The organism is Acinetobacter sp. Brlt_5 (assembly GCF_051949055.1).
GTDB classification, from domain to species: domain Bacteria; phylum Pseudomonadota; class Gammaproteobacteria; order Pseudomonadales; family Moraxellaceae; genus Acinetobacter; species Acinetobacter indicus.
This window is the reverse complement of the sequence record NZ_JAYJLP010000004.1, coordinates 57539-75064: the sequence shown is the minus strand read 5'-3', so window position 1 is coordinate 75064 and position 17526 is coordinate 57539. Positions and strand designations below refer to the sequence as shown.

Annotated in this window: 17 protein-coding genes; 13 read left to right on the top strand and 4 right to left on the bottom strand. The window is 47.3% G+C overall.

The annotated features are described in order from the left end of the window. Positions 1-28: 28 nt before the first annotated feature. Together gltS and VF685_RS04375 are read left to right on the top strand one after the other, a co-directional pair. Positions 29-1267 carry a sodium/glutamate symporter gene (gltS, locus tag VF685_RS04380; protein ID WP_016659325.1) on the top strand — a complete coding sequence of 413 codons (1239 nt, stop codon included), beginning with the start codon at positions 29-31 and terminating at the stop codon, positions 1265-1267. Positions 1268-1341: 74 nt separating this feature from the next. After that, the gene (locus tag VF685_RS04375) at positions 1342-2817 is read left to right on the top strand and encodes an alanine/glycine:cation symporter family protein (protein ID WP_440203562.1); all 1476 of its coding nucleotides are present in this window, start codon (positions 1342-1344) and stop codon (positions 2815-2817) included. A gap of 64 nt (positions 2818-2881) precedes the next feature. Here the strand turns inward: VF685_RS04375 and chrA are convergent, their stop codons facing one another. Further along, positions 2882-4090, bottom strand: a complete 1209-nt coding sequence (chrA, locus tag VF685_RS04370; RefSeq protein ID WP_163170313.1) for a chromate efflux transporter — start codon at positions 4088-4090, stop codon at positions 2882-2884. Positions 4091-4219: 129 nt separating this feature from the next. Between chrA and VF685_RS04365 the strand changes: the two genes are divergently transcribed. The 7 genes from VF685_RS04365 (at position 4220) to VF685_RS04335 (ending at position 10109) form a co-directional block, all read left to right on the top strand. Next, entirely contained in the window at positions 4220-5251 is a 1032-nt protein-coding gene (locus VF685_RS04365) for a patatin-like phospholipase family protein (RefSeq protein ID WP_163170312.1), read from the top strand. Positions 5252-5521: 270 nt separating this feature from the next. Continuing rightward, a complete protein-coding gene (locus VF685_RS04360) occupies positions 5522-5701 on the top strand; it encodes a hypothetical protein (protein ID WP_227543056.1) in 180 nt (59 codons plus the stop codon). A gap of 285 nt (positions 5702-5986) precedes the next feature. Further along, positions 5987-6502 (top strand): acyl-CoA thioesterase, encoded by a 516-nt coding sequence (locus VF685_RS04355; protein WP_005179490.1) that lies wholly within the window; start codon positions 5987-5989, stop codon positions 6500-6502. 153 nt (positions 6503-6655) lie between these two features. Continuing rightward, a complete protein-coding gene (locus VF685_RS04350; RefSeq protein ID WP_286384851.1) occupies positions 6656-7237 on the top strand; it encodes a TetR/AcrR family transcriptional regulator in 582 nt (193 codons plus the stop codon). Positions 7238-7241: 4 nt separating this feature from the next. Then, positions 7242-8441 (top strand): MFS transporter, encoded by a 1200-nt coding sequence (locus VF685_RS04345; RefSeq protein WP_163145563.1) that lies wholly within the window; start codon positions 7242-7244, stop codon positions 8439-8441. 11 nt (positions 8442-8452) lie between these two features. After that, the gene (locus VF685_RS04340; RefSeq protein ID WP_127798574.1) at positions 8453-9346 is read left to right on the top strand and encodes a LysR substrate-binding domain-containing protein; all 894 of its coding nucleotides are present in this window, start codon (positions 8453-8455) and stop codon (positions 9344-9346) included. Between the two features lie 145 nt (positions 9347-9491). Next, positions 9492-10109: a glutathione S-transferase family protein gene (locus VF685_RS04335; RefSeq protein WP_163141473.1), complete on the top strand. Its 618-nt coding sequence runs from the start codon at positions 9492-9494 to the stop codon at positions 10107-10109. A 73-nt stretch (positions 10110-10182) separates the two neighbouring features. Here the strand turns inward: VF685_RS04335 and VF685_RS04330 are convergent, their stop codons facing one another. Continuing rightward, positions 10183-11784, bottom strand: coding sequence for a bifunctional 3-(3-hydroxy-phenyl)propionate/3-hydroxycinnamic acid hydroxylase (locus tag VF685_RS04330; protein WP_286384852.1), 1602 nt, complete (start codon positions 11782-11784; stop codon positions 10183-10185). A 313-nt stretch (positions 11785-12097) separates the two neighbouring features. After that, positions 12098-12310: a hypothetical protein gene (locus VF685_RS04325; protein WP_104488708.1), complete on the bottom strand. Its 213-nt coding sequence runs from the start codon at positions 12308-12310 to the stop codon at positions 12098-12100. A 456-nt stretch (positions 12311-12766) separates the two neighbouring features. Here VF685_RS04325 and VF685_RS04320 point away from each other — a divergent pair, with 456 nt between their 5' ends. The 4 genes from VF685_RS04320 to VF685_RS04305 all read left to right on the top strand — a co-directional run bounded on the left by VF685_RS04320 (position 12767) and on the right by VF685_RS04305 (position 16833). Continuing rightward, the gene (locus VF685_RS04320) at positions 12767-13774 is read left to right on the top strand and encodes a CobW family GTP-binding protein (RefSeq protein WP_440203561.1); all 1008 of its coding nucleotides are present in this window, start codon (positions 12767-12769) and stop codon (positions 13772-13774) included. A gap of 63 nt (positions 13775-13837) precedes the next feature. Next, the gene (locus tag VF685_RS04315; RefSeq protein WP_163170310.1) at positions 13838-14368 is read left to right on the top strand and encodes a YaeQ family protein; all 531 of its coding nucleotides are present in this window, start codon (positions 13838-13840) and stop codon (positions 14366-14368) included. Between the two features lie 125 nt (positions 14369-14493). Next, the gene (locus VF685_RS04310; protein WP_005179461.1) at positions 14494-14835 is read left to right on the top strand and encodes an FKBP-type peptidyl-prolyl cis-trans isomerase; all 342 of its coding nucleotides are present in this window, start codon (positions 14494-14496) and stop codon (positions 14833-14835) included. Positions 14836-14952: 117 nt separating this feature from the next. Continuing rightward, positions 14953-16833, top strand: coding sequence for a sensor domain-containing diguanylate cyclase (locus VF685_RS04305; protein ID WP_163170309.1), 1881 nt, complete (start codon positions 14953-14955; stop codon positions 16831-16833). 15 nt (positions 16834-16848) lie between these two features. Here the strand turns inward: VF685_RS04305 and VF685_RS04300 are convergent, their stop codons facing one another. Continuing rightward, a complete protein-coding gene (locus tag VF685_RS04300; RefSeq protein ID WP_045796254.1) occupies positions 16849-17295 on the bottom strand; it encodes a GNAT family N-acetyltransferase in 447 nt (148 codons plus the stop codon). Positions 17296-17526 lie beyond the last annotated feature (231 nt).

The window sequence follows — 17526 nt, the reverse complement described above, 5'->3', positions numbered from 1 at the left end:
GCATTGACCATATTAAATGGATATTGCCATGGAATTTACTTTTAATGCGTTTTACACCTTAATTGCGGCTGTAATCGTTCTCCTTTTAGGACGTTTTTTAGTTAACAATATTGATTTTCTAAGACGTTACAACATCCCGGAACCTGTTGCGGGCGGTTTGGTCGCTGCGGTAGTGTCTTTAATCGTGCACAATTTCTGGGGCTACAGCATTACCACCAGTAGTGCGCTACAAACCAGTTTTATGCTGATTTTCTTTGCCTCCATCGGTTTAAGTGCCAACTTTGCCAAACTGCGTGAAGGCGGTATTGGTCTGGTGATCTTTCTGATCGCAATTTCACTATTCATCATTGTACAAAACTTTGTCGGGATTAGTCTGGCGACAGTATTGGGCATTGATCCGCTAATTGGTATGATTGCCGGTTCCATTACCTTAACCGGTGGTCACGGGACTGCGGGTGCATGGGGTGAAATCCTTGAGGTTGAACATGGTATTCAGGGGGCTTTGGCCCTGGGGATGGCCAGTGCGACCTTCGGTCTGATTATTGGTGGTATTATTGGTGGGCCATTGGCCAAACTGCTGATCAACCGTTATCAGTTGGCTACACCAAGTACCGATGCGCAAATTGAACAGCGTGACAATACGCCAGTTGAACCGGTACCGGGTGAGTTTGTGCCATTTGAATATCCGCATCAGGTGCGTTTAATTACCGCAGACAATGCCATTACCACTTTAGGTTTATTTGCAGCCTGTCTGGCCTTTGCCGAGTTTATGACCGGTTATGCCAAAGGCACGCTGTTTGAGTTGCCAACTTTCGTCTGGGCTTTGGCTGGTGGGGTAATTCTGCGTAACGTATTAGAAGGTATTTTCAAAGTCACTATTTTTGACCGTGCGATTGACGTATTTGGTAACGCTTCATTGTCTTTATATTTGGCGATGGCATTGCTGTCATTGAAATTATGGCAACTGGCAGATCTGGCGGGCCCGCTAATGGTCATTCTAGGCGCGCAAACCATCACCATGGCCTTGTATGCGGCCTTCATTACCTTCCGTGTTATGGGTAAAAACTATGATGCTGCTGTACTGGCTGCGGGTCACTGTGGTTTTGGTATGGGTGCAACACCTACTGCGGTTGCCAACATGCAGGCCATTACCAATATGTACGGTGCTTCTCATAAAGCCTTCCTGATTGTACCGCTGTGTGGTGCTTTCTTTGTCGACTTGATTAATGCGACTGTCATTCAAGTCATTCTTAAGTTTTTTGTTTAAGTAATTTGAGTGGAAAAGCCTTGTTAAAAGGCTTTTCTTTTTAGGATGACTCAATCAGCAAAGGGTGCGAAAAAATGAATGAACAATTAAATGAAACCCTAATGTCCTGGGTGACGCTTCTAAATACCCCGCTGTGGGATTTTCTGGTGATCTTTCTGGTCTTTGTCGGGGTATTTTATACCCTGATCACCGGCGCTGTACAAATTCGTCTGTTCTGGCACAGTATTAAAGCCATGAAGTCGAGCCGTAAAAAAGGCGAAGACAGTTATGGGATTACCCCATTTCAGGCCCTTGTGACCGGTTTGGCCAGTCGGGTCGGGGTCGGTAACGTTGCCGGTGTTGCGATTGCGATTGCGATTGGTGGTCCGGGTGCGGTGTTCTGGATGTGGTTTACCGCATTTTTAGGCATGAGTTCGGCCTTTGTCGAATCTTCACTGGCGCAGCTATTTAAGGTGCGTGATACCAGCAACCATCAGTTCCGTGGTGGTCCGGCCTATTACATTACCCAAGGCCTGAAACAGAAATGGCTGGGTGTAGTATTTGCGGTTGCCCTGATTTTAACTTACGGTTTCGTGTTTAACGCGGTGCAGGCCAACTCGATTATCAGTGCAACATCACATGCCTGGGGCTGGAATCAGGCCAATCTGACTGTTCCAATGGGTGCATTCAGTTTTGAACTGTCCTGGTTGGGTCTGGTTCTGGTCGTCATGACCGCCATGATTATTTTTGGCGGGATTAAACGTATTGCCAAAGTGGCAGAGAAATTTGTCCCGATTATGGCGCTGTTATATCTCGTGGTGGCGCTATATATCGCAGTGATTAATATACCGATTATTCCGGATATTTTCCGCTTGATTTTCAGCAAGGCCTTTGAGTTTGATGCCGCTGCCGGTGGTTTCTTTGGGGCGATGGTGTCGATGGCGATGATGATGGGCATCAAGCGTGGTCTGTTCTCCAATGAAGCGGGGATGGGTTCTGTACCAAACGCGGCTGCTGTGTCGGATGTAAAACATCCGGTCAATCAGGGACTGGTACAGATGCTGGGCGTATTCGTGGACACCTTTATTGTCTGTTCATGTACCGCAATCATCATTTTGTCTTCCGGTTTATATCAGAATGCCGGTTTTGAAGGGGTGACCCTGACCCAGATGGCGCTGGAAAGCCAGATTGGCCATTGGGGCGATGACTTCCTGGCCATTATCCTGTTTATGTTTGCTTATTCGTCGATTATTGGGAACTACGCCTATGCCGAAGGTAACGTGCAGTTTATTAACAATAACCGCAAGATCATGCTGATTTTCCGTTTGCTGGTGCTGTTTATGGTGTATTTCGGCGCGATTGCCACCGTACCACTGATCTGGTCGATGGCCGATCTGTTTATGGGCGTGATGGCCACCATCAACCTGTTTGCCATTTTACTGCTGACGCCATTTGTGCTGATGTTGCTAAAAGACTTCAAAGCACAGCTGAAGCGTGGCGTGAAAGAGCCGGAATTTAAACTGGACAATCATCCTAAATTTAAAGACCGGGTTAATTCCGATATCTGGTAATGCAAAAAACAACAGCCTCATCATGAGGCTGTTGTTTTATCAAGAGAATATTCTTTTAGATGCGTTAGCTCAGCAAAGACAGCAAACCCATATACACGCCAAAGCTGCCTATCAGGCTGACCCACACTGGCAGTTTGCTTTTCAGTAAAACAAGCACAAACATGACAAAGGCCAGATCCAGCACTGATGTTAAATAATCCTGTCCCATATCAACAATGAGCGCGAGCAATAAACCCACCACCGCGGCATTAATACCAATCACCGCATGTTTGATTTTGTCCTGATGCATCAGCCAGGACCAATGCGGCAGGGTAGCAAAAATCAGAAAGAACGAGGGCAGGAAAATGGCGATGGTGGCAATGATCGCGTTCAGCACAGGATAGGCAGTTAAATCCAGAAAATAGCCGACATAGCTGGCAAAGCTGAATAAAGGACCCGGCATGAGCTGGGCAAAGGCATAGCCTAAATCAAACTGCTGGGCTGAGATCATGCCGGTACTGACAAAGTCCTGATGCAGCAGCGGTAAAATAATATGCCCACCACCAAAGACCAGTGCAGCAGACTGATAAAAGCCTAAAAAGCCTAAAAAGCCTTCAGCCAGCAGATGCGGATTGATCCAGTTCAGCGCACCGAGCAGCAGAAATGGACAGATAAATAAGATTAGCCAGAGTGTAGTCGAGCCGAAACTGCGCTGTTCCAGCTGAAAACTCGGCGTGGTATTACTACCAGTTTGAGGTTGTGTTTTGGCAATCCACATGCCGGCCAGACCAGCCAGCACAATCACTAGAATTTGGTTATATGACAGTGGCAGGAACCAGATCATGAGTGCGGACACGAGCATCAGTAGGTATTGCCACCAGCTTTTGCAAAAGTTTTGCAGCATTTGCCAGAAGGCCCAGAACACCACCGCCAGTACAATCAGTTGAATAGCATGAAAATAAGCCGAACTGATCCATGGAAATAACTGCTGACCGATAAAGGCCAGTAGCGTCATCAGTAAGGCCGAGGGCAAGGTAAAGCCCAGCCAGGCCACCACCGAGCCTAAATAGCCACGTTTTAAATAGCCAATGGCCAGTCCGACCTGACTGCTGGTCGGGCCGGGTAACAGTTGCGCTAAAGCGACGACCTGGGCATAGTCTTCATCTTTGAGCCAGTGCAAACGCTGTACAAAAGTCTGGTGAAAAAACACCAGATGCGCGGCTGGGCCCCCGAAAGATAAGCATCCCAGCTTAAAGAAAATCAGAAAAATCTGTGAATAAGATAAAGAAGACATTGGCTAGAATTTTAAAAAACCCGACTTAAGTTTAAACTGAGCAGATGACAGTTTAACGAATTTAAACAATGCACTGCAGAAAATCTCCTTAGACTACAGCAGGTCTGTCGAGTTCAGATCGAGGAATCCATGTTGAATAAAAATCTTGGCTTTATCAGTATGATGGGGGCAGTCATGCTGACCTTAGGCGCCTGTCAGCATCTGCCAGAACAGCATCAGCGGGTGTCCTCCCAATTACTGGCGACCCCGGCAATGGCAGAGGCCAGCCAGCAGAACGCACGCATGAACTTTAAAACGTTGCCGCAATATACCGGACAGGACCCGGTCATTGCTTTGGTGCTGGGCAGCGGCGGCGCGCGCGGTTATGCCCATATTGGCGTAATTGAAGTGCTGGAACAAAACGGCATCCGCCCAGATTTTATTGTCGGGACCAGTGCCGGAAGTATAGTCGGGTCGATTTATGCCAGCGGCAAAAGCGCGCATGAGCTGCGTCAGATTGCCCTGAACATGGAGGCCAATGATGTCCGTGACATCAAACTGGATATGAAAGGCTTCTTCGATGGCAAAAAAGTCGAGAACTATGTCAATACGCAGGTCAACCAGTTGCCGTTAGAGCAGCTGCCAATTCCGATGTATGTGGTGGCCACCGAATTAAAACAGGGCAAGAAAGTGGTGTTTAATGCCGGCAATACCGGACAGGCGGTACGGGCGTCGGTGTCAATTCCAAGCATGTTTATTCCAACCCGAATTGCCGATGCCGAATATGTCGATGGTGGATTGGTCAGTCCGGTACCGGTAAATGTCGCCCGCGAACTGGGTGCGGACATTGTGATTGCAGTCGATATTCTGGCCCAGCCGATGTATACCGAAACCAGCCATGTCTGGGGACTATTTAACCAGAATATTAATATCATGCAGAAGCATCTGGCCCAGGAAGAGCTGAAACATGCCGATATTGTAATTCAGCCAGATTTACGCGAAAAAGCACATATTTTTGATGTGCAGGGCCGCGAAGCCACCATGCAGGCCGGTGTGGTCGCCGCCTATGGCAAGCTGGGGCAGATTTCGCAGGTCTATCAGCATAAAGGCTATGCCGATGGTCACCGGATTCAAACCTATAACCTGCAACAAAATACTGTTGATACACATTCGGGGCGCTAGAATGCTGCCGGTTTTTTTCTATAACTTAAGTCGAATAAAAATGGCAAGAATGCTCATATTGCAATTTGCTTTTGGTGTTAATTGCCTGATGTTATTCAATAAAGGTATTTCGATTCATGCTCAAAAGGTTGCGATTAATATTTAAAGTTTATATATAAGTGTATTTTAATTCAGCTATTTAAGTTTACCTATTGTTAATAAAGCTCTTATACTGGCCGCATTAGAATATAATGATTTATCTTAGAAGCTAAAACTGAGCAGGGCATGAGCATGAAGCAATTACACATTGGACAATCTGTACAACTGGCCAGCATGGAACAAATTATTTTTACCATTAAAAAAATTAATGCCGATGGTTCCTATGAAATTGAAGCCCAGCTCGATGCACAAAATGTTTTAAATTATGGTCATGTGTCGCCGGAAATGTTGCGTCATATCAACCCGGCTTAAAAACTCAGGCAGTAAAAGTCCAATTTTGGGCTGAGCTCATCGGCCCGAATGGAAAAAATCCACCTCCTGACGCGCCTGCTGAAATCCTGTTCAAGTGGTGTCGGGATGTGGATAAATAATTGAAAATTCAAGTAATAGCGCAAAACACTATATATTTTTCTAAATAATACCCCAATCACCATAAATAATAATGATGACTTTATTGCCGAATTGAACATTTAATTTGTGTTAAAAACGATATAATAATATTCACATATCCTGTCTTTTATAAGAGCCGAAAACAAGATGTCCCCATTAGATCAGCTTAAACCCATCTTAGAAGATCAATCTGAATTAACCATGTCGGTGTTAATGACGCCAGATATGGCAAACTTTTCCGGTAATGTTCATGGGGGAACAATTCTAAAATTACTGGATCAGGTGGCTTATGCCTGTGCCAGCCGTTATTCAGGCAGCTATGTGGTGACACTTTCGGTAGATAAAGTGAACTTTAAGGAACCAATTCATGTCGGCGAGTTGGTGACTTTCCTGGCCAGTGTGAACCATGTAGGCCGTACTTCCATGGAAATTGGCATTCGCGTCGAAGCGCAGAACATTCAAAAACGCACCGTGCGTCATACCAACAGTTGCTATTTTACCATGGTCGCAGTTGATGAGCAGGGCAAACCCAAACAGGTGCCGGCCTTAAATCTGGACAATGACTGGAAACGCTGCCGTTTTGAAGCGGCAGAACAGCGTAAAGTGGCGCGTTTACAGGAAGGTACTCATCCATCTTGCAGTATTTACAAGAAGTCGATTTAAGTCTGACTTTCACTGTGTTGAAGAAAGACCTGAAATTTCAGGTCTTTTTTTATTGCCAAATTTTTTCATACCAGACGACAAAAGAATCACTCGCCAGCCGGCACCAACTGGCTTATTATAAAACGATACGTATCGTTTCGTTTTGGGCTAGGTATGGAAATTGAAAAATCATCACGGCGGCAGCAATGTATTTTAAATGCTGTGGTCGAGGCACTGGCAGAGTATGACTATAGCCATCTGACCATTGAGGATATTGCCACGCGGGCCGGTGTGGGGAAATCGACCATCTACCGCTGGTGGAAACATAAATCCGAACTGGTGTTCGATGCCTTTAAGCTGCAAACCGCCTCGATTTTTGAACTCGACTTTAGCCAGTCTTTGCAGTTTAACCTGACCCAGCAATTGTTTAAGCTGAGTCAGGCGCTGAACCATCAGGTTGGGCGGGCGGTACTGGTGGTGATGGCCGAGCAGCGTGAAACTGCCGCAGCATTTTTTCGTGAATATTTGCTGCCACGGCGTGAACAGATGCGCAAGCTGATTCAGCTGGCGATTCAGCGTGGCGAAATTGTGGCGCAGTATCCGTTTGAACTGATGCTCGACACGCTATATGCACCGATTCATTACCAAATTATTTTCTTTAACCGGATGCCCGATGCCGACTATATTCAGCAGCTGATTGAGATGGTGCTGGCACCAGTCCGGGTTCAGCCGCTTATTGATGCGCAGGAGCGCTAAGCCTATGTCTGCTCAAAGTTCTGCTGCATTATGGAATCGTGCATTTATTCTGTGTCTTTTCAATAACCTGTTTCTGTTTGTTTATTATTTTGCTCTGCTGGCCGTATTACCAATTTATATCATGAATGATCTGGGCGGCACGGTCAAAGAAGCCGGTTTGGCTCTGACCCTGTTTCTGGTGTCCTCGATTGCCATCCGGCCGTTTTCCGGTTTAATCGTGGAAAAGCTGGGCAAGAAACTGTCTTTTCGTGGTTCTGAGCTGTGCTTTGTGCTGTTTGCCTTTTGCTATATCTGGATTGACAGCATGTGGAGCCTGCTGCTGGTGCGTTTTTTACATGGCATCTGGTTCAGTATTTTAACCACGGTGGCGGTACCGGTGGCCAACGACTTTATTCCAGAAGCGCGTAAAGGCGAGGGTATTGGCTATTTTGTGATGTCGACCAATTTGGGCGTAGTCTTTGGGCCTTTAATTGCCTTAACCACCATCCAGTTCACCAGTTTTCGGGTGCTGTTTGCCGTGCTGGCGGTGATTATGGCGATGGGTTTTCTGTTCTGCCTTAGCCTGAAATTACAGGATGATCGGGTCAAACCGGCCAATCCGCCCGATCCATCTGCCATGAAACCCCGGCTGAGCCTGCATGATATTGTCGAAACCCGGGTCATTCCGGTAGGGCTGGTGGCGATGCTGACTGCCTTGGCCTATTCCAGTGTGATCAGTTTTATTACCGCCTATAGTGAAGCCAAGCAGTTATTGGCCTATACCAGTCTGTTCTTTGTGGTCTTTGCTGTGTCCATGATTGTGGTGCGGCCGTGGGTCGGCAAGCGTTATGATCGTAAAGGTCCAAGTGCGGTGATGTATCCGTCCTTTGTGTGTTTTGCCATGGGACTGGTGATTGTCAGCTTTTTATCTAATCCGTGGATTTTATGGCTGTCGGCGGTGTTTATTGGTATTGGCTACGGCACCTTGTTTCCGTGTCTGCAAACCGTGGCCATTCAAACGGTCAATAAACAGCGCATGGGTCATGCGATTTCAACGTTCTTTACCCTGTTTGATCTGGGGCTGGCACTCGGTTCCGTGCTGATGGGCATCCTGATTGCCTGGATGGGCTTCCAGCTGACCTATTTACTCTGCGCCGTGCTGGTGCTGTTGACCTTGCTGCTTTACAAAGCCATGGTCACACCAACCTTGCGTCAGGCTCCCTAAGAGGCTTCAACATGGAATTAAGACATTTACGTTATTTTGTTGCGGTGGCAGAAGAGCTGAACTTTACCCGGGCCGCAGCCAGAATGTATACCGTGCAGCCATCTTTAAGCCAGCAAATTAAAGATCTGGAACAGGAGGTCGGGGTGCAGTTATTGCTGCGTTCCAACCGTAAAGTAGAACTGACTCCAGAAGGCGAGGCCTTTTTAAAGCAGGCGCGTTTGTGTCTGGACTATGCCGACAAAGCTATTCAGGAAGCGCGGCAAGTGGCACAGGCGCAAAAACCACAGTTGAATATCGGCTTTGTGCCGGTGGCCGAAATGAAAGTGTTTCCTTATATCATGCCGAATATTCGTGCCCAGTTTCCCAATTTAAAAATCCATTTTCATAGCCTGCCGGATGCCGAGCAGTTTAAGGCCTTAAGTCGGGCGGAAATTGATATTGCTTTTACCCGCTATCCAGATGAATCGGGAGCGTTTGAGTCAATCCAGATTTTTGATGAACCACTGACCCTGATTGTGCCGAAAGATTCTCCGGCGGCCAGCTTAAAACATATCAGCATCAAAAGTTTTCAGCAGCAGGATTTTGTGATTAGTGATGAGCACGCCTCACCGCAGCTGTACAAAATTATTCAGGACTTTTTAAAGCAGTCTAGGCTGGAGATTCATGTGGTGCAGCATTCCACCAATATTCTGATGAACGTTAATCTGGTCGGGATGGGCGTCGGCTGGAGTCTGGTGCCCGCTTATGTGATTCCGCTACTTGGCGATAAAATTGTGGTGAAAAACACATTGGAACCACTGCCGATGATTGGCCTCTATGCCAGCTATCGCAAACAACATCGCAGCGAAGCGATTGAGCTGATTTTAAAAGTGTTAAAAGCGCAGTTTTATATGGATTTTGGCTAAAGCGTGTGTTACGCCTAACTGCATATCGGCGCAGCCGGTTTTTTAAAATTGGTGAAGCCGTTAAAGATGGACACAAATCAACAGCGTTTCTCGCCGGACAGCAGGATTAAAATATAAGCATTGATGCACTGTCGAGGAACTCCACATGCAACTGTATACGCATCCTCAATCACGTGGTCAGACCCTAATGCCGCTATTACAGGAGCTGCAGATTCAGGATCAGATCGAGATTATTCAGGTCAGTTGGGAAGATCTGCAACAGCCAGAGTATCGGGCCATAAATCCTTTGGGCAAAGTGCCGCTACTGGTCGATGGCCCGGTTTTTATTAGTGAAACCCCGGCAATTTTTGCCTATCTGGCTGATCATTTCTTTGAACAAGGTTTGGCCCCGGCCCTGGATGATCCGCAGCGCGGCGCCTATTTCAAATGGCTATTTTTCTGTCATGGCCCATTAACCGAATGGATTGACTTGAGCAATTTCCAGATCAGTCAGGCCCAGCTCGAACAGCATAAACGCGGTTTAGGGATGGGATTGCCGGAAGATCTGATGGCGTTTTTAAAACAGGGACTGCAGCAGGCCAACCCCTATTTGCTCGGTGAGCGTATGAGTGCCGCAGATTTGTATCTGGCGTACTGGCTGGCCTATGCCATTGCTCTGAAGGCCATTCCTTATTTGGAAGAATTCCGGCCGTATCTGCAATGGATGGCGCAGCGGCCATCCTTAAGTCAGGTGATCTGGTTTCAGCAGCTAGATCAGCATTGAAACAGCGGCATGAACATGAGCGCGAATAGCAAAAAACCACGCCTGAGCGTGGTTTTTTGAAGGGTTCATCTTATTAGGCATGCAGTTTCTGGAACAGTTGCTGACTGGTACTTTCCAGGGTTTGCGGAATTGCCAGCGCCGCAACGAAACGGTCAGGGCGTAAAATTACCACCGAGCCTGTGGTTTTGCCAAACCAGCTGCGAATTTCTGTGCCCAGATCACCAATGGTAATCACATCTGCAGAGTGTTTCGGCTGTGGATGTTTGAGCTGCACCGCAGGAATTACCTGAATAAATTTCACCCCCAGTTTCTGCCATTGCTGCATGCTGCTGTCAGACAGTCCCCATTTTGGATCAACCCCCCAGGCGATAATCGCAAAATCATTGCCCAGTACGTCATCCAGCAGCACCGTTTCACCTGAGGCCAGTTGTACCTGCGGCTGAATAAACATTTTACCGACCGGCGAGTATTTATCGGTTTGTGGCAACAGGGCGCCATCCTGATATTTCGGCATCGGCTTAAAGCGCATTTCCAGCAAATACTGTTTGATTGGCTTGATGTAATTCAGCACATAAGAAATACCATCACGGACAATACCGTGCCATTGTTTTGGCGGCGCCAGCACATGCCCGGCCATCACCGATAAATCAATCATGGCTTTGGCATGGTCTTTACGTTCAATCTGGTATGAATCGAGCAGCTCGGCAGCGGCTTTGCCCTGAATCACCAGCGCCATTTTCCAGGCCAGGTTAAAGGCATCACGCATGCCGCTGTTATAGCCCTGACCCTGCCACACCGGCATAATATGTGCTGCATCGCCGGCCAGTAAAATCCGGTCAACACGGAATTTTTCGGCAATACGCGCATTGTGGGTATAGACGCGCTGGCGAATGACCTCGATACCATCGGTGATTGGCAAGACTTTAGACAGTAACTTGGCGATATTTTCCGGTTTGCTTAGTTCTTCTTGGGTTTCGCCCGGCATCACCATAAATTCGAAACGGCGGATGCCATGCGGCAGGGCGGCGGACACATAAGGACGCACCGGGTCACAGCACAGATAAATATGCGGCGTGGCCAGTGGGTCATTATCAATATCAATCACAATCCACTGGTTCGGAGCTGTTTTACCATCAAAGGCAATATTCAGACGACGGCGTACCAGAGAATTGCCGCCATCGCAGGCAATCAGATATTGTGCCTGAATCAATTCCTGCTGACCCTCACGGGTATGCAGTTTGAGCGTCACGCCACTTGCATCTTGACGAAACTCGGTCAGTTCCCGGGAAAAAAGCACTTGGGTCTGTTCATATTGGGTCAAGCCGTTTAACAGCACCTGATCGACCTGCGGCTGGATAAAGGCATTGCGGCGCGAGAAACCAAATTCGCGGGTCAGCGGTTGAATATCGGCAAAGCAGCGGCCTTTTGGGGTAAGAAAGCGCATGGCATGATTGGGCGTGGTATGCGGCAAGACCTGATCGACCAGACCTAAAGATTGAATGGTCCGCAACGATTCATCATCAATCCCGATGGCGCGTGGGTAATCAATCGGGCGATCCAGCTGTTCCACTACCATCACCTGAATACCTTGTTTGCTTAAATAATTGGCGATGGTTAAGCCGACCGGACCGGCACCCAAAATTGCCACTTCAGTTGTATAGTTTGTTGTGTTCATCGCGAGGTCCATCCATCACGTCAGATTAACGTCCATTAACGGTGAAAGGCTGGGATTCAACAAGTTATGCCATAGTGGAAACAGAGGTCGACTGTAGAGGATAGTAAATAAGATGATTTTTATAATTTGTTGATTAGATGAATATTTATAATAAAAATACGATCATTCAGGATGATGTTACGATCATTTATTTCTATAGTAAAAAGACCATTTCCATAAAAAAGTGAAACCGCATCAAAGCGGTTCCACCTTCACACAATGGTATTTAATACGGTGCTGCCATCAAAGATAGCAACGCACAGTATGGCAACTCTTAACGTGCAGTTTTCTCTTTTTCATCGCTTGATACGGCTTCAGACGCAGGCTGATCTGCTGCCCCGGCATTGGCCGCTGCTGCTGGCTGCTCCTGGGTGCTGACAATCACTTTGTCTTCAGTTTGGGTATTCGCTGGTGCTGCCGGTGCAGCAAAAGTGGTTGCGGTAGCAGCCGCAAACGTGGTCGCAAGTAAAATTTGAGTTAATTTCATTTTGGGCATCCTTCAATATTCATTTTAGAGTTGACCTCGTATGCACATCACCTGCATCGAGGACAGGCTTCATGCTATGCCGCAGTGGGAGATTGAGCAATCGAAGCAACAAAGCAAAAAATCTGCTTAACATTGGCTCTACATGAATGAAGAAAATGTAGCAATTGGGTAAGAATTTACCGTTTTTTGCATCTAAAATTGGCGAACTTGCAGAGGAGATGGCCAGAGTTATCCCCATGCCGGGATAAATAAAATTACATTGCCGCCGATATTGCAGCGTTACGGAGAAAAACTGCAGGCAGATAAATGTAATTAAATTTTTCTAAAAGATAGCAAAGGTAGGTGCATTTTCTGGCTCAAGCTGAAAAAATCTCAGCCAGAAAGCTGCAGTGCTGGCTTGAACCACATGGCAATCTTGCATAGCATGCAAACGTTGCCCAGCCAAAGAGTAGACCTGTGAAACTGATTGCACCGACACGCGCCGTTCCAACCCATATTATTTCCGGTTTTCTGGGAGCCGGGAAAACCACGCTGTTACAGCAATTGCTGCGTCAAAAGCCGGAGCAGGAAGTCTGGGCGGTGTTGATGAACGAATTTGGCCAGATCGGCATCGACCAGCAGATTTTGCCGCAAAGTGACGGTTTTGAAATTAAGGAACTGCTCGGTGGCTGTTTATGTTGCAGCAGCCAGTTATCAATGCAGATTGCCTTGTCACGCTTACTGGATGAAGCCAAGCCCGACCGGCTGTTTATTGAACCCACCGGATTGGGCCATCCGCTGCAATTGCTGGAACAGCTGACCGAACCGCACTGGCACAGCCATCTGGACATGCGCGCCTTGGTCACGGTGGTGGATGGTTCACGTTTGCACGATGCCGACTGGACCCAGCAAAACCTGTATACCGACCAGTTAAAAGCCGCCCAGATTATTGTGATTTCACATCCGGATCAGATGCAGCCGGCAGATGAACAGGGCCTGGAAAAATTAAAACAGGAATATCAGGCCTATGCACCGCGCTGGCTAGCTGCTGAAAACGGTCAGCTGCCATTGGCTGAAATTGATCTGGCCCATGTCGGCATCCAGCGTAAAATCCAGCCTTTATTGCAGCTGCAACGCACACTGCCGGCACAGGCAGAGCTGCCGGAAATTAAACAGTTGCCCTATCATTATGTGGAAACGGCGCAGGGGTATTCGGTGGCCGGCTGGAAATTTTCCCGGCGCTGGCAATTTGACTTTTATGCATTGCTGGATCTGCTCTGTGAACAGCAGGACTGGTTACGGATTAAAGCAATTTTTCACACCAATCAGGGCTGGAAAACCTTTAATTTCAATCCGCAGCAATTTAACTATCAGTCATCGTCCGAAAATACCGATAACCGGATCGAGCTGATTTATCGTCATGCCCGGGACTGGAGCGCGTTTGAGGAACAGCTGCTGGCCTGTCGCATTGACAATACTGCCTAGAATCTGTTCAGCACGGGGCAGCAAAATCCGATATGCTAGGCGCCAAATTTGAGGATCACGTGTATGGCGCTTAAAGCAACAATTTATAAAGCAGATTTAAATATTGCCAATATGGATGTGCATCAATATGGTGACTATCAGCTCACCATGGCCTTGCATCCGTCTGAAACCATCGAGCGCCTGATGGTGCGTATTCTGGCATTTGCCCGCTATGCCGATGAGGCACTGGAATTCACCAAAGACCTGTTTGAAACCGATGAGCCGGCGCTGTGGCAAAAAGATCTCACAGGTCAGCTAATAAACTGGATTGAAGTCGGCTGCCCGGATGAAGACAAGGTCAAAAAAGCCAGCGCCCGTTGCCAACAGGTGGCGGTGGTGGCCTATGGCAGCAATGTCGATGACTGGTATAAACGCTCCAGCAAGCTGAAAACCCTGAAAAATGTTCAGGTCTGGAAACTGTCTACCGCCACCACCGAAGCAATTCAGAAACTGTGTGAACGTACCATGCAGCTACAGTTAAATGTGATGGATGGCGAATGGACCTTAATTGGCGATCAGGCCCAGGCTGTGATTGAATGGGAACAGTTGCAGTAACCCATCCGGTTGCTGCTGTGGTGTCAGGTCAATAAACGGCTGCAATTTAGCGGCCTAAATTATGCAGCTGTCATCAATTCCTTTTATACTCATGCACAATTGATTTGGTTGAAGAGAGCAGGCGCATGTCAAAAGAATTAGAAATTATTGATTTAAAAGTGGGTGAGGGCAAAGAAGCGGTCAAAGGCGCTTTAATTACCACTCACTATACCGGCTGGCTGGAAGATGGTACCAAGTTCGACTCTTCCATTGACCGCGGTAACTATTTTGAAACCGTGATTGGTACCGGCCGTGTGATTAAAGGTTGGGATCAGGGCATTCTCGGGATGAAAGTTGGTGGTAAGCGCAAGCTGATCGTGCCATCTCATCTGGCATATGGCGAGCGTAAAATTGGCAATATTATTCCGGCCAATTCCAACCTGATTTTTGAAATTGAATTATTTGACGTGAAAACCCGCGACGAATAAGCCTTCCACATTCCCTGACCAGAGAACAGGATGTCTCTGGTCGGCTTGTGCAAAAATAGTGCAAAAAGTAACTTGAAAGCCCTTCAATACACAGTACATTAAAATCATTCCTTTCCAATGTCTGCAGGGATTATCATTTTATTGGAACAGCGCGCGTACTTTCGGATTTCTTTCCTGTTGATGGCCTGGCTGTGTCTGTGTGCACTCAGTCTTGCTTCGGCACGAGCACATTATGATTCCTCACCAGACTCCTATTATCAGCAGCAGCTGATTACGACCCTGCAGTTTAGTGAACGTTCCAGTACCAATTTGGATGGCTCATGGCTGTTTTACAATCAGCAGTTTATTCAACAGCCCAGTGCAGTACTGACTGCAGAACGGGTACATCTACCGGCTTCTTTTCAGCAACTGACCGGCCAAATGGAAGGCTATGGCACATTTATTGGGCATTTTCAGCTGCCAAAAGAATTTGTCGGTCGCCGCATTGCGATCTGGATGCCCAGCCAGCAAGGTGCCTACCGGGTGTATTTAAATGGTGAGCCGCTGGCACGTGTGGGGGAAGCCGGTCCTGATGCTGCCCGCCATGAAAACGGCAATGGTCATCGTCTTGCTCATTTTATTGCTGACAGTGAATCTTTTACCCTGGCGATTCAGGCCTCCAGTTTCCAGAACTCCAGGGGCGGGCTGGAACATTCAATAAAAATCGGACTCAGCCGCACCATAAACTATCAATACCAGCGCCTGATGATGAGTGTGGCCATGATCAGCGGCGGGGTGCTCGGGATTGGGCTGTTTACCCTGGTCTTTTCCTTTTTCCGTGGGGTGATGTCGCCGAATGCACAAAGTATGTTTGTATTTGGCATTTTTATTGTGTTTTTGGCGCTGCACAACCTGTTCGCAGCCCCGTATGCCTATACCGCCTTTACCGACATTAACTGGATCTGGGGACTGCGGCTGCAATATCTGTTCAGTTTTCTGGCCATTTTATTTTTCTTGAGCTATATGTTCCTGTTTAACCAGCGTTATTTGCATCGGTGGGTATATTGTGCTGCGCTGCTGCTTATTGCCATTAATCTGGTCGCTGCATTGTGGGCACCGCCGATGGTGCTGGAACAGCTGGCGTTATGGAGTTCTTTATTCAGCCTGCTGGTGCTGATCAATTTTATCTACGGTTTTGCCGAAACTTTGCGGCAGAAACTGAGCTATTCCAAATTAACCGTATGTGCGGTAGTGCTGCTGTTTGGCAGCTTTATTCATGATCTGCTGCTGGCCTTAAACCTGATTGAATCAATTCCTTTATCGTTTATTTCTACCAGTCTGTATGCCTTGCTGATTATGCTGCAGCAGGCACGTAACTATGCGCGTGATACGGCCTATATTGAAAAACTGAATAACCGTTTGCTGAGCCTGAATAATTCGCTGGATGTTAAAGTCAAGGAGCGTACCGCCCAGTTAAGCCAGTTAAATGCCAAGCTGGAGTTGCAGGTAAAAATTGATGCGCTGACTGGCGCCTATAACCGCCGTGCCTTGAATGATGAAATCCTGCTACGTTTTGAGCAGACCTGTCAGCAGCCTGAACATACCCTGGCGTTTGTGATGCTGGATGTCGATTATTTTAAAAAATATAACGACCATTATGGCCACCTGAAAGGAGATCTGGTTTTGCAGCAGCTGGTGCTGATCTTGAATCGTGCCTTGCCTAAAAATGCCTATGTAGCGCGTTATGGTGGTGAAGAATTTGCCTTGATACTGCATAATGTCCCGATTGCCTTATTAGAGCCGATGATGGTGCAGGTATTACAGGCGGTTCGTGCCGAGCAGATACAGCACATTGCCCGTCAGGATGCGAAAAACTATGTCACGGTCAGTATGGGCGTGGCCTGGATGACTGGCAAGCAGCCCTATGCCAGTGTACTGGAATTTATGAAAGCGGCCGATCAGCAGCTGTATCTGGCCAAAGAAGCCGGCCGGGATCAGTACAGGATTGCCGGGCATTAAGCCAGTGAAAAATCTTTAGTCCAGATATTTGACCAAAGGAATATGTAAAACAGGCTCAATTGCCTGCGGCTGAATCTGAAAGCCATATTTTTGATAAAAGGGTAGCGCAGTACGGGTACTGGCCAGCACAATCCGTTTCATTTGGCGTTGCTGATAATAATGCAGCACTTCATTGAGCAGCAGTTTGCCAATGCCACGCTGCTGGACATCGGGCGCGACATAATTCATTAAAACTTCACCCTGATCGCTGGCCAGAATAAAACCGACCACCTGATGCTGCAGCTCATACACCCAGCAGTTGTTATAGTGCATCAGTAACAGCAGATTTTCCTGATTTTTATTTTCGAGCAGGCGTTGAATCTTGATTTCACGATGTTGATGATCGAGGCTACAGGATCGGATACTGTCGTGCAAAACGCGAATAAGGCTCGGGACATCTTGAATTCGAGCGGATCTAATCATTGTGTTGGTAAAGGCATAAACAAGCACCTATTTGAATGTAAATAAACCCTCAACAAAATGACAATCTTGTTGTGATTTACGCAGTTTTTTAGGTGTTGTGAGAATTTTTTATTGGGGGATTGATACTGTTTTGTGTCAAAATGAATAAAAAGACAGCAGTTTGGCAGCGCAGATGCGATTGGGTCATCTTGATGAGCACATGGAGTCACCCTTATTTTCATGCATGATCCA

What these genes read in the sequence shown, in the direction of transcription:
- gltS (WP_016659325.1), top strand. Translation starts at nt 29, where the DNA reads ATGGAATTTACTTTTAATGCGTTTTACACCTTAATTGCGGCTGTAATC.
- VF685_RS04375 (WP_440203562.1), top strand. Translation starts at nt 1,342, where the DNA reads ATGAATGAACAATTAAATGAAACCCTAATGTCCTGGGTGACGCTTCTA.
- chrA (WP_163170313.1), bottom strand. Translation starts at nt 4,090, where the DNA reads ATGTCTTCTTTATCTTATTCACAGATTTTTCTGATTTTCTTTAAGCTG.
- VF685_RS04365 (WP_163170312.1), top strand. Translation starts at nt 4,220, where the DNA reads ATGTTGAATAAAAATCTTGGCTTTATCAGTATGATGGGGGCAGTCATG.
- VF685_RS04360 (WP_227543056.1), top strand. Translation starts at nt 5,522, where the DNA reads ATGAAGCAATTACACATTGGACAATCTGTACAACTGGCCAGCATGGAA.
- VF685_RS04355 (WP_005179490.1), top strand. Translation starts at nt 5,987, where the DNA reads ATGTCCCCATTAGATCAGCTTAAACCCATCTTAGAAGATCAATCTGAA.
- VF685_RS04350 (WP_286384851.1), top strand. Translation starts at nt 6,656, where the DNA reads ATGGAAATTGAAAAATCATCACGGCGGCAGCAATGTATTTTAAATGCT.
- VF685_RS04345 (WP_163145563.1), top strand. Translation starts at nt 7,242, where the DNA reads ATGTCTGCTCAAAGTTCTGCTGCATTATGGAATCGTGCATTTATTCTG.
- VF685_RS04340 (WP_127798574.1), top strand. Translation starts at nt 8,453, where the DNA reads ATGGAATTAAGACATTTACGTTATTTTGTTGCGGTGGCAGAAGAGCTG.
- VF685_RS04335 (WP_163141473.1), top strand. Translation starts at nt 9,492, where the DNA reads ATGCAACTGTATACGCATCCTCAATCACGTGGTCAGACCCTAATGCCG.
- VF685_RS04330 (WP_286384852.1), bottom strand. Translation starts at nt 11,784, where the DNA reads ATGAACACAACAAACTATACAACTGAAGTGGCAATTTTGGGTGCCGGT.
- VF685_RS04325 (WP_104488708.1), bottom strand. Translation starts at nt 12,310, where the DNA reads ATGAAATTAACTCAAATTTTACTTGCGACCACGTTTGCGGCTGCTACC.
- VF685_RS04315 (WP_163170310.1), top strand. Translation starts at nt 13,838, where the DNA reads ATGGCGCTTAAAGCAACAATTTATAAAGCAGATTTAAATATTGCCAAT.
- VF685_RS04310 (WP_005179461.1), top strand. Translation starts at nt 14,494, where the DNA reads ATGTCAAAAGAATTAGAAATTATTGATTTAAAAGTGGGTGAGGGCAAA.
- VF685_RS04305 (WP_163170309.1), top strand. Translation starts at nt 14,953, where the DNA reads ATGTCTGCAGGGATTATCATTTTATTGGAACAGCGCGCGTACTTTCGG.
- VF685_RS04300 (WP_045796254.1), bottom strand. Translation starts at nt 17,295, where the DNA reads ATGATTAGATCCGCTCGAATTCAAGATGTCCCGAGCCTTATTCGCGTT.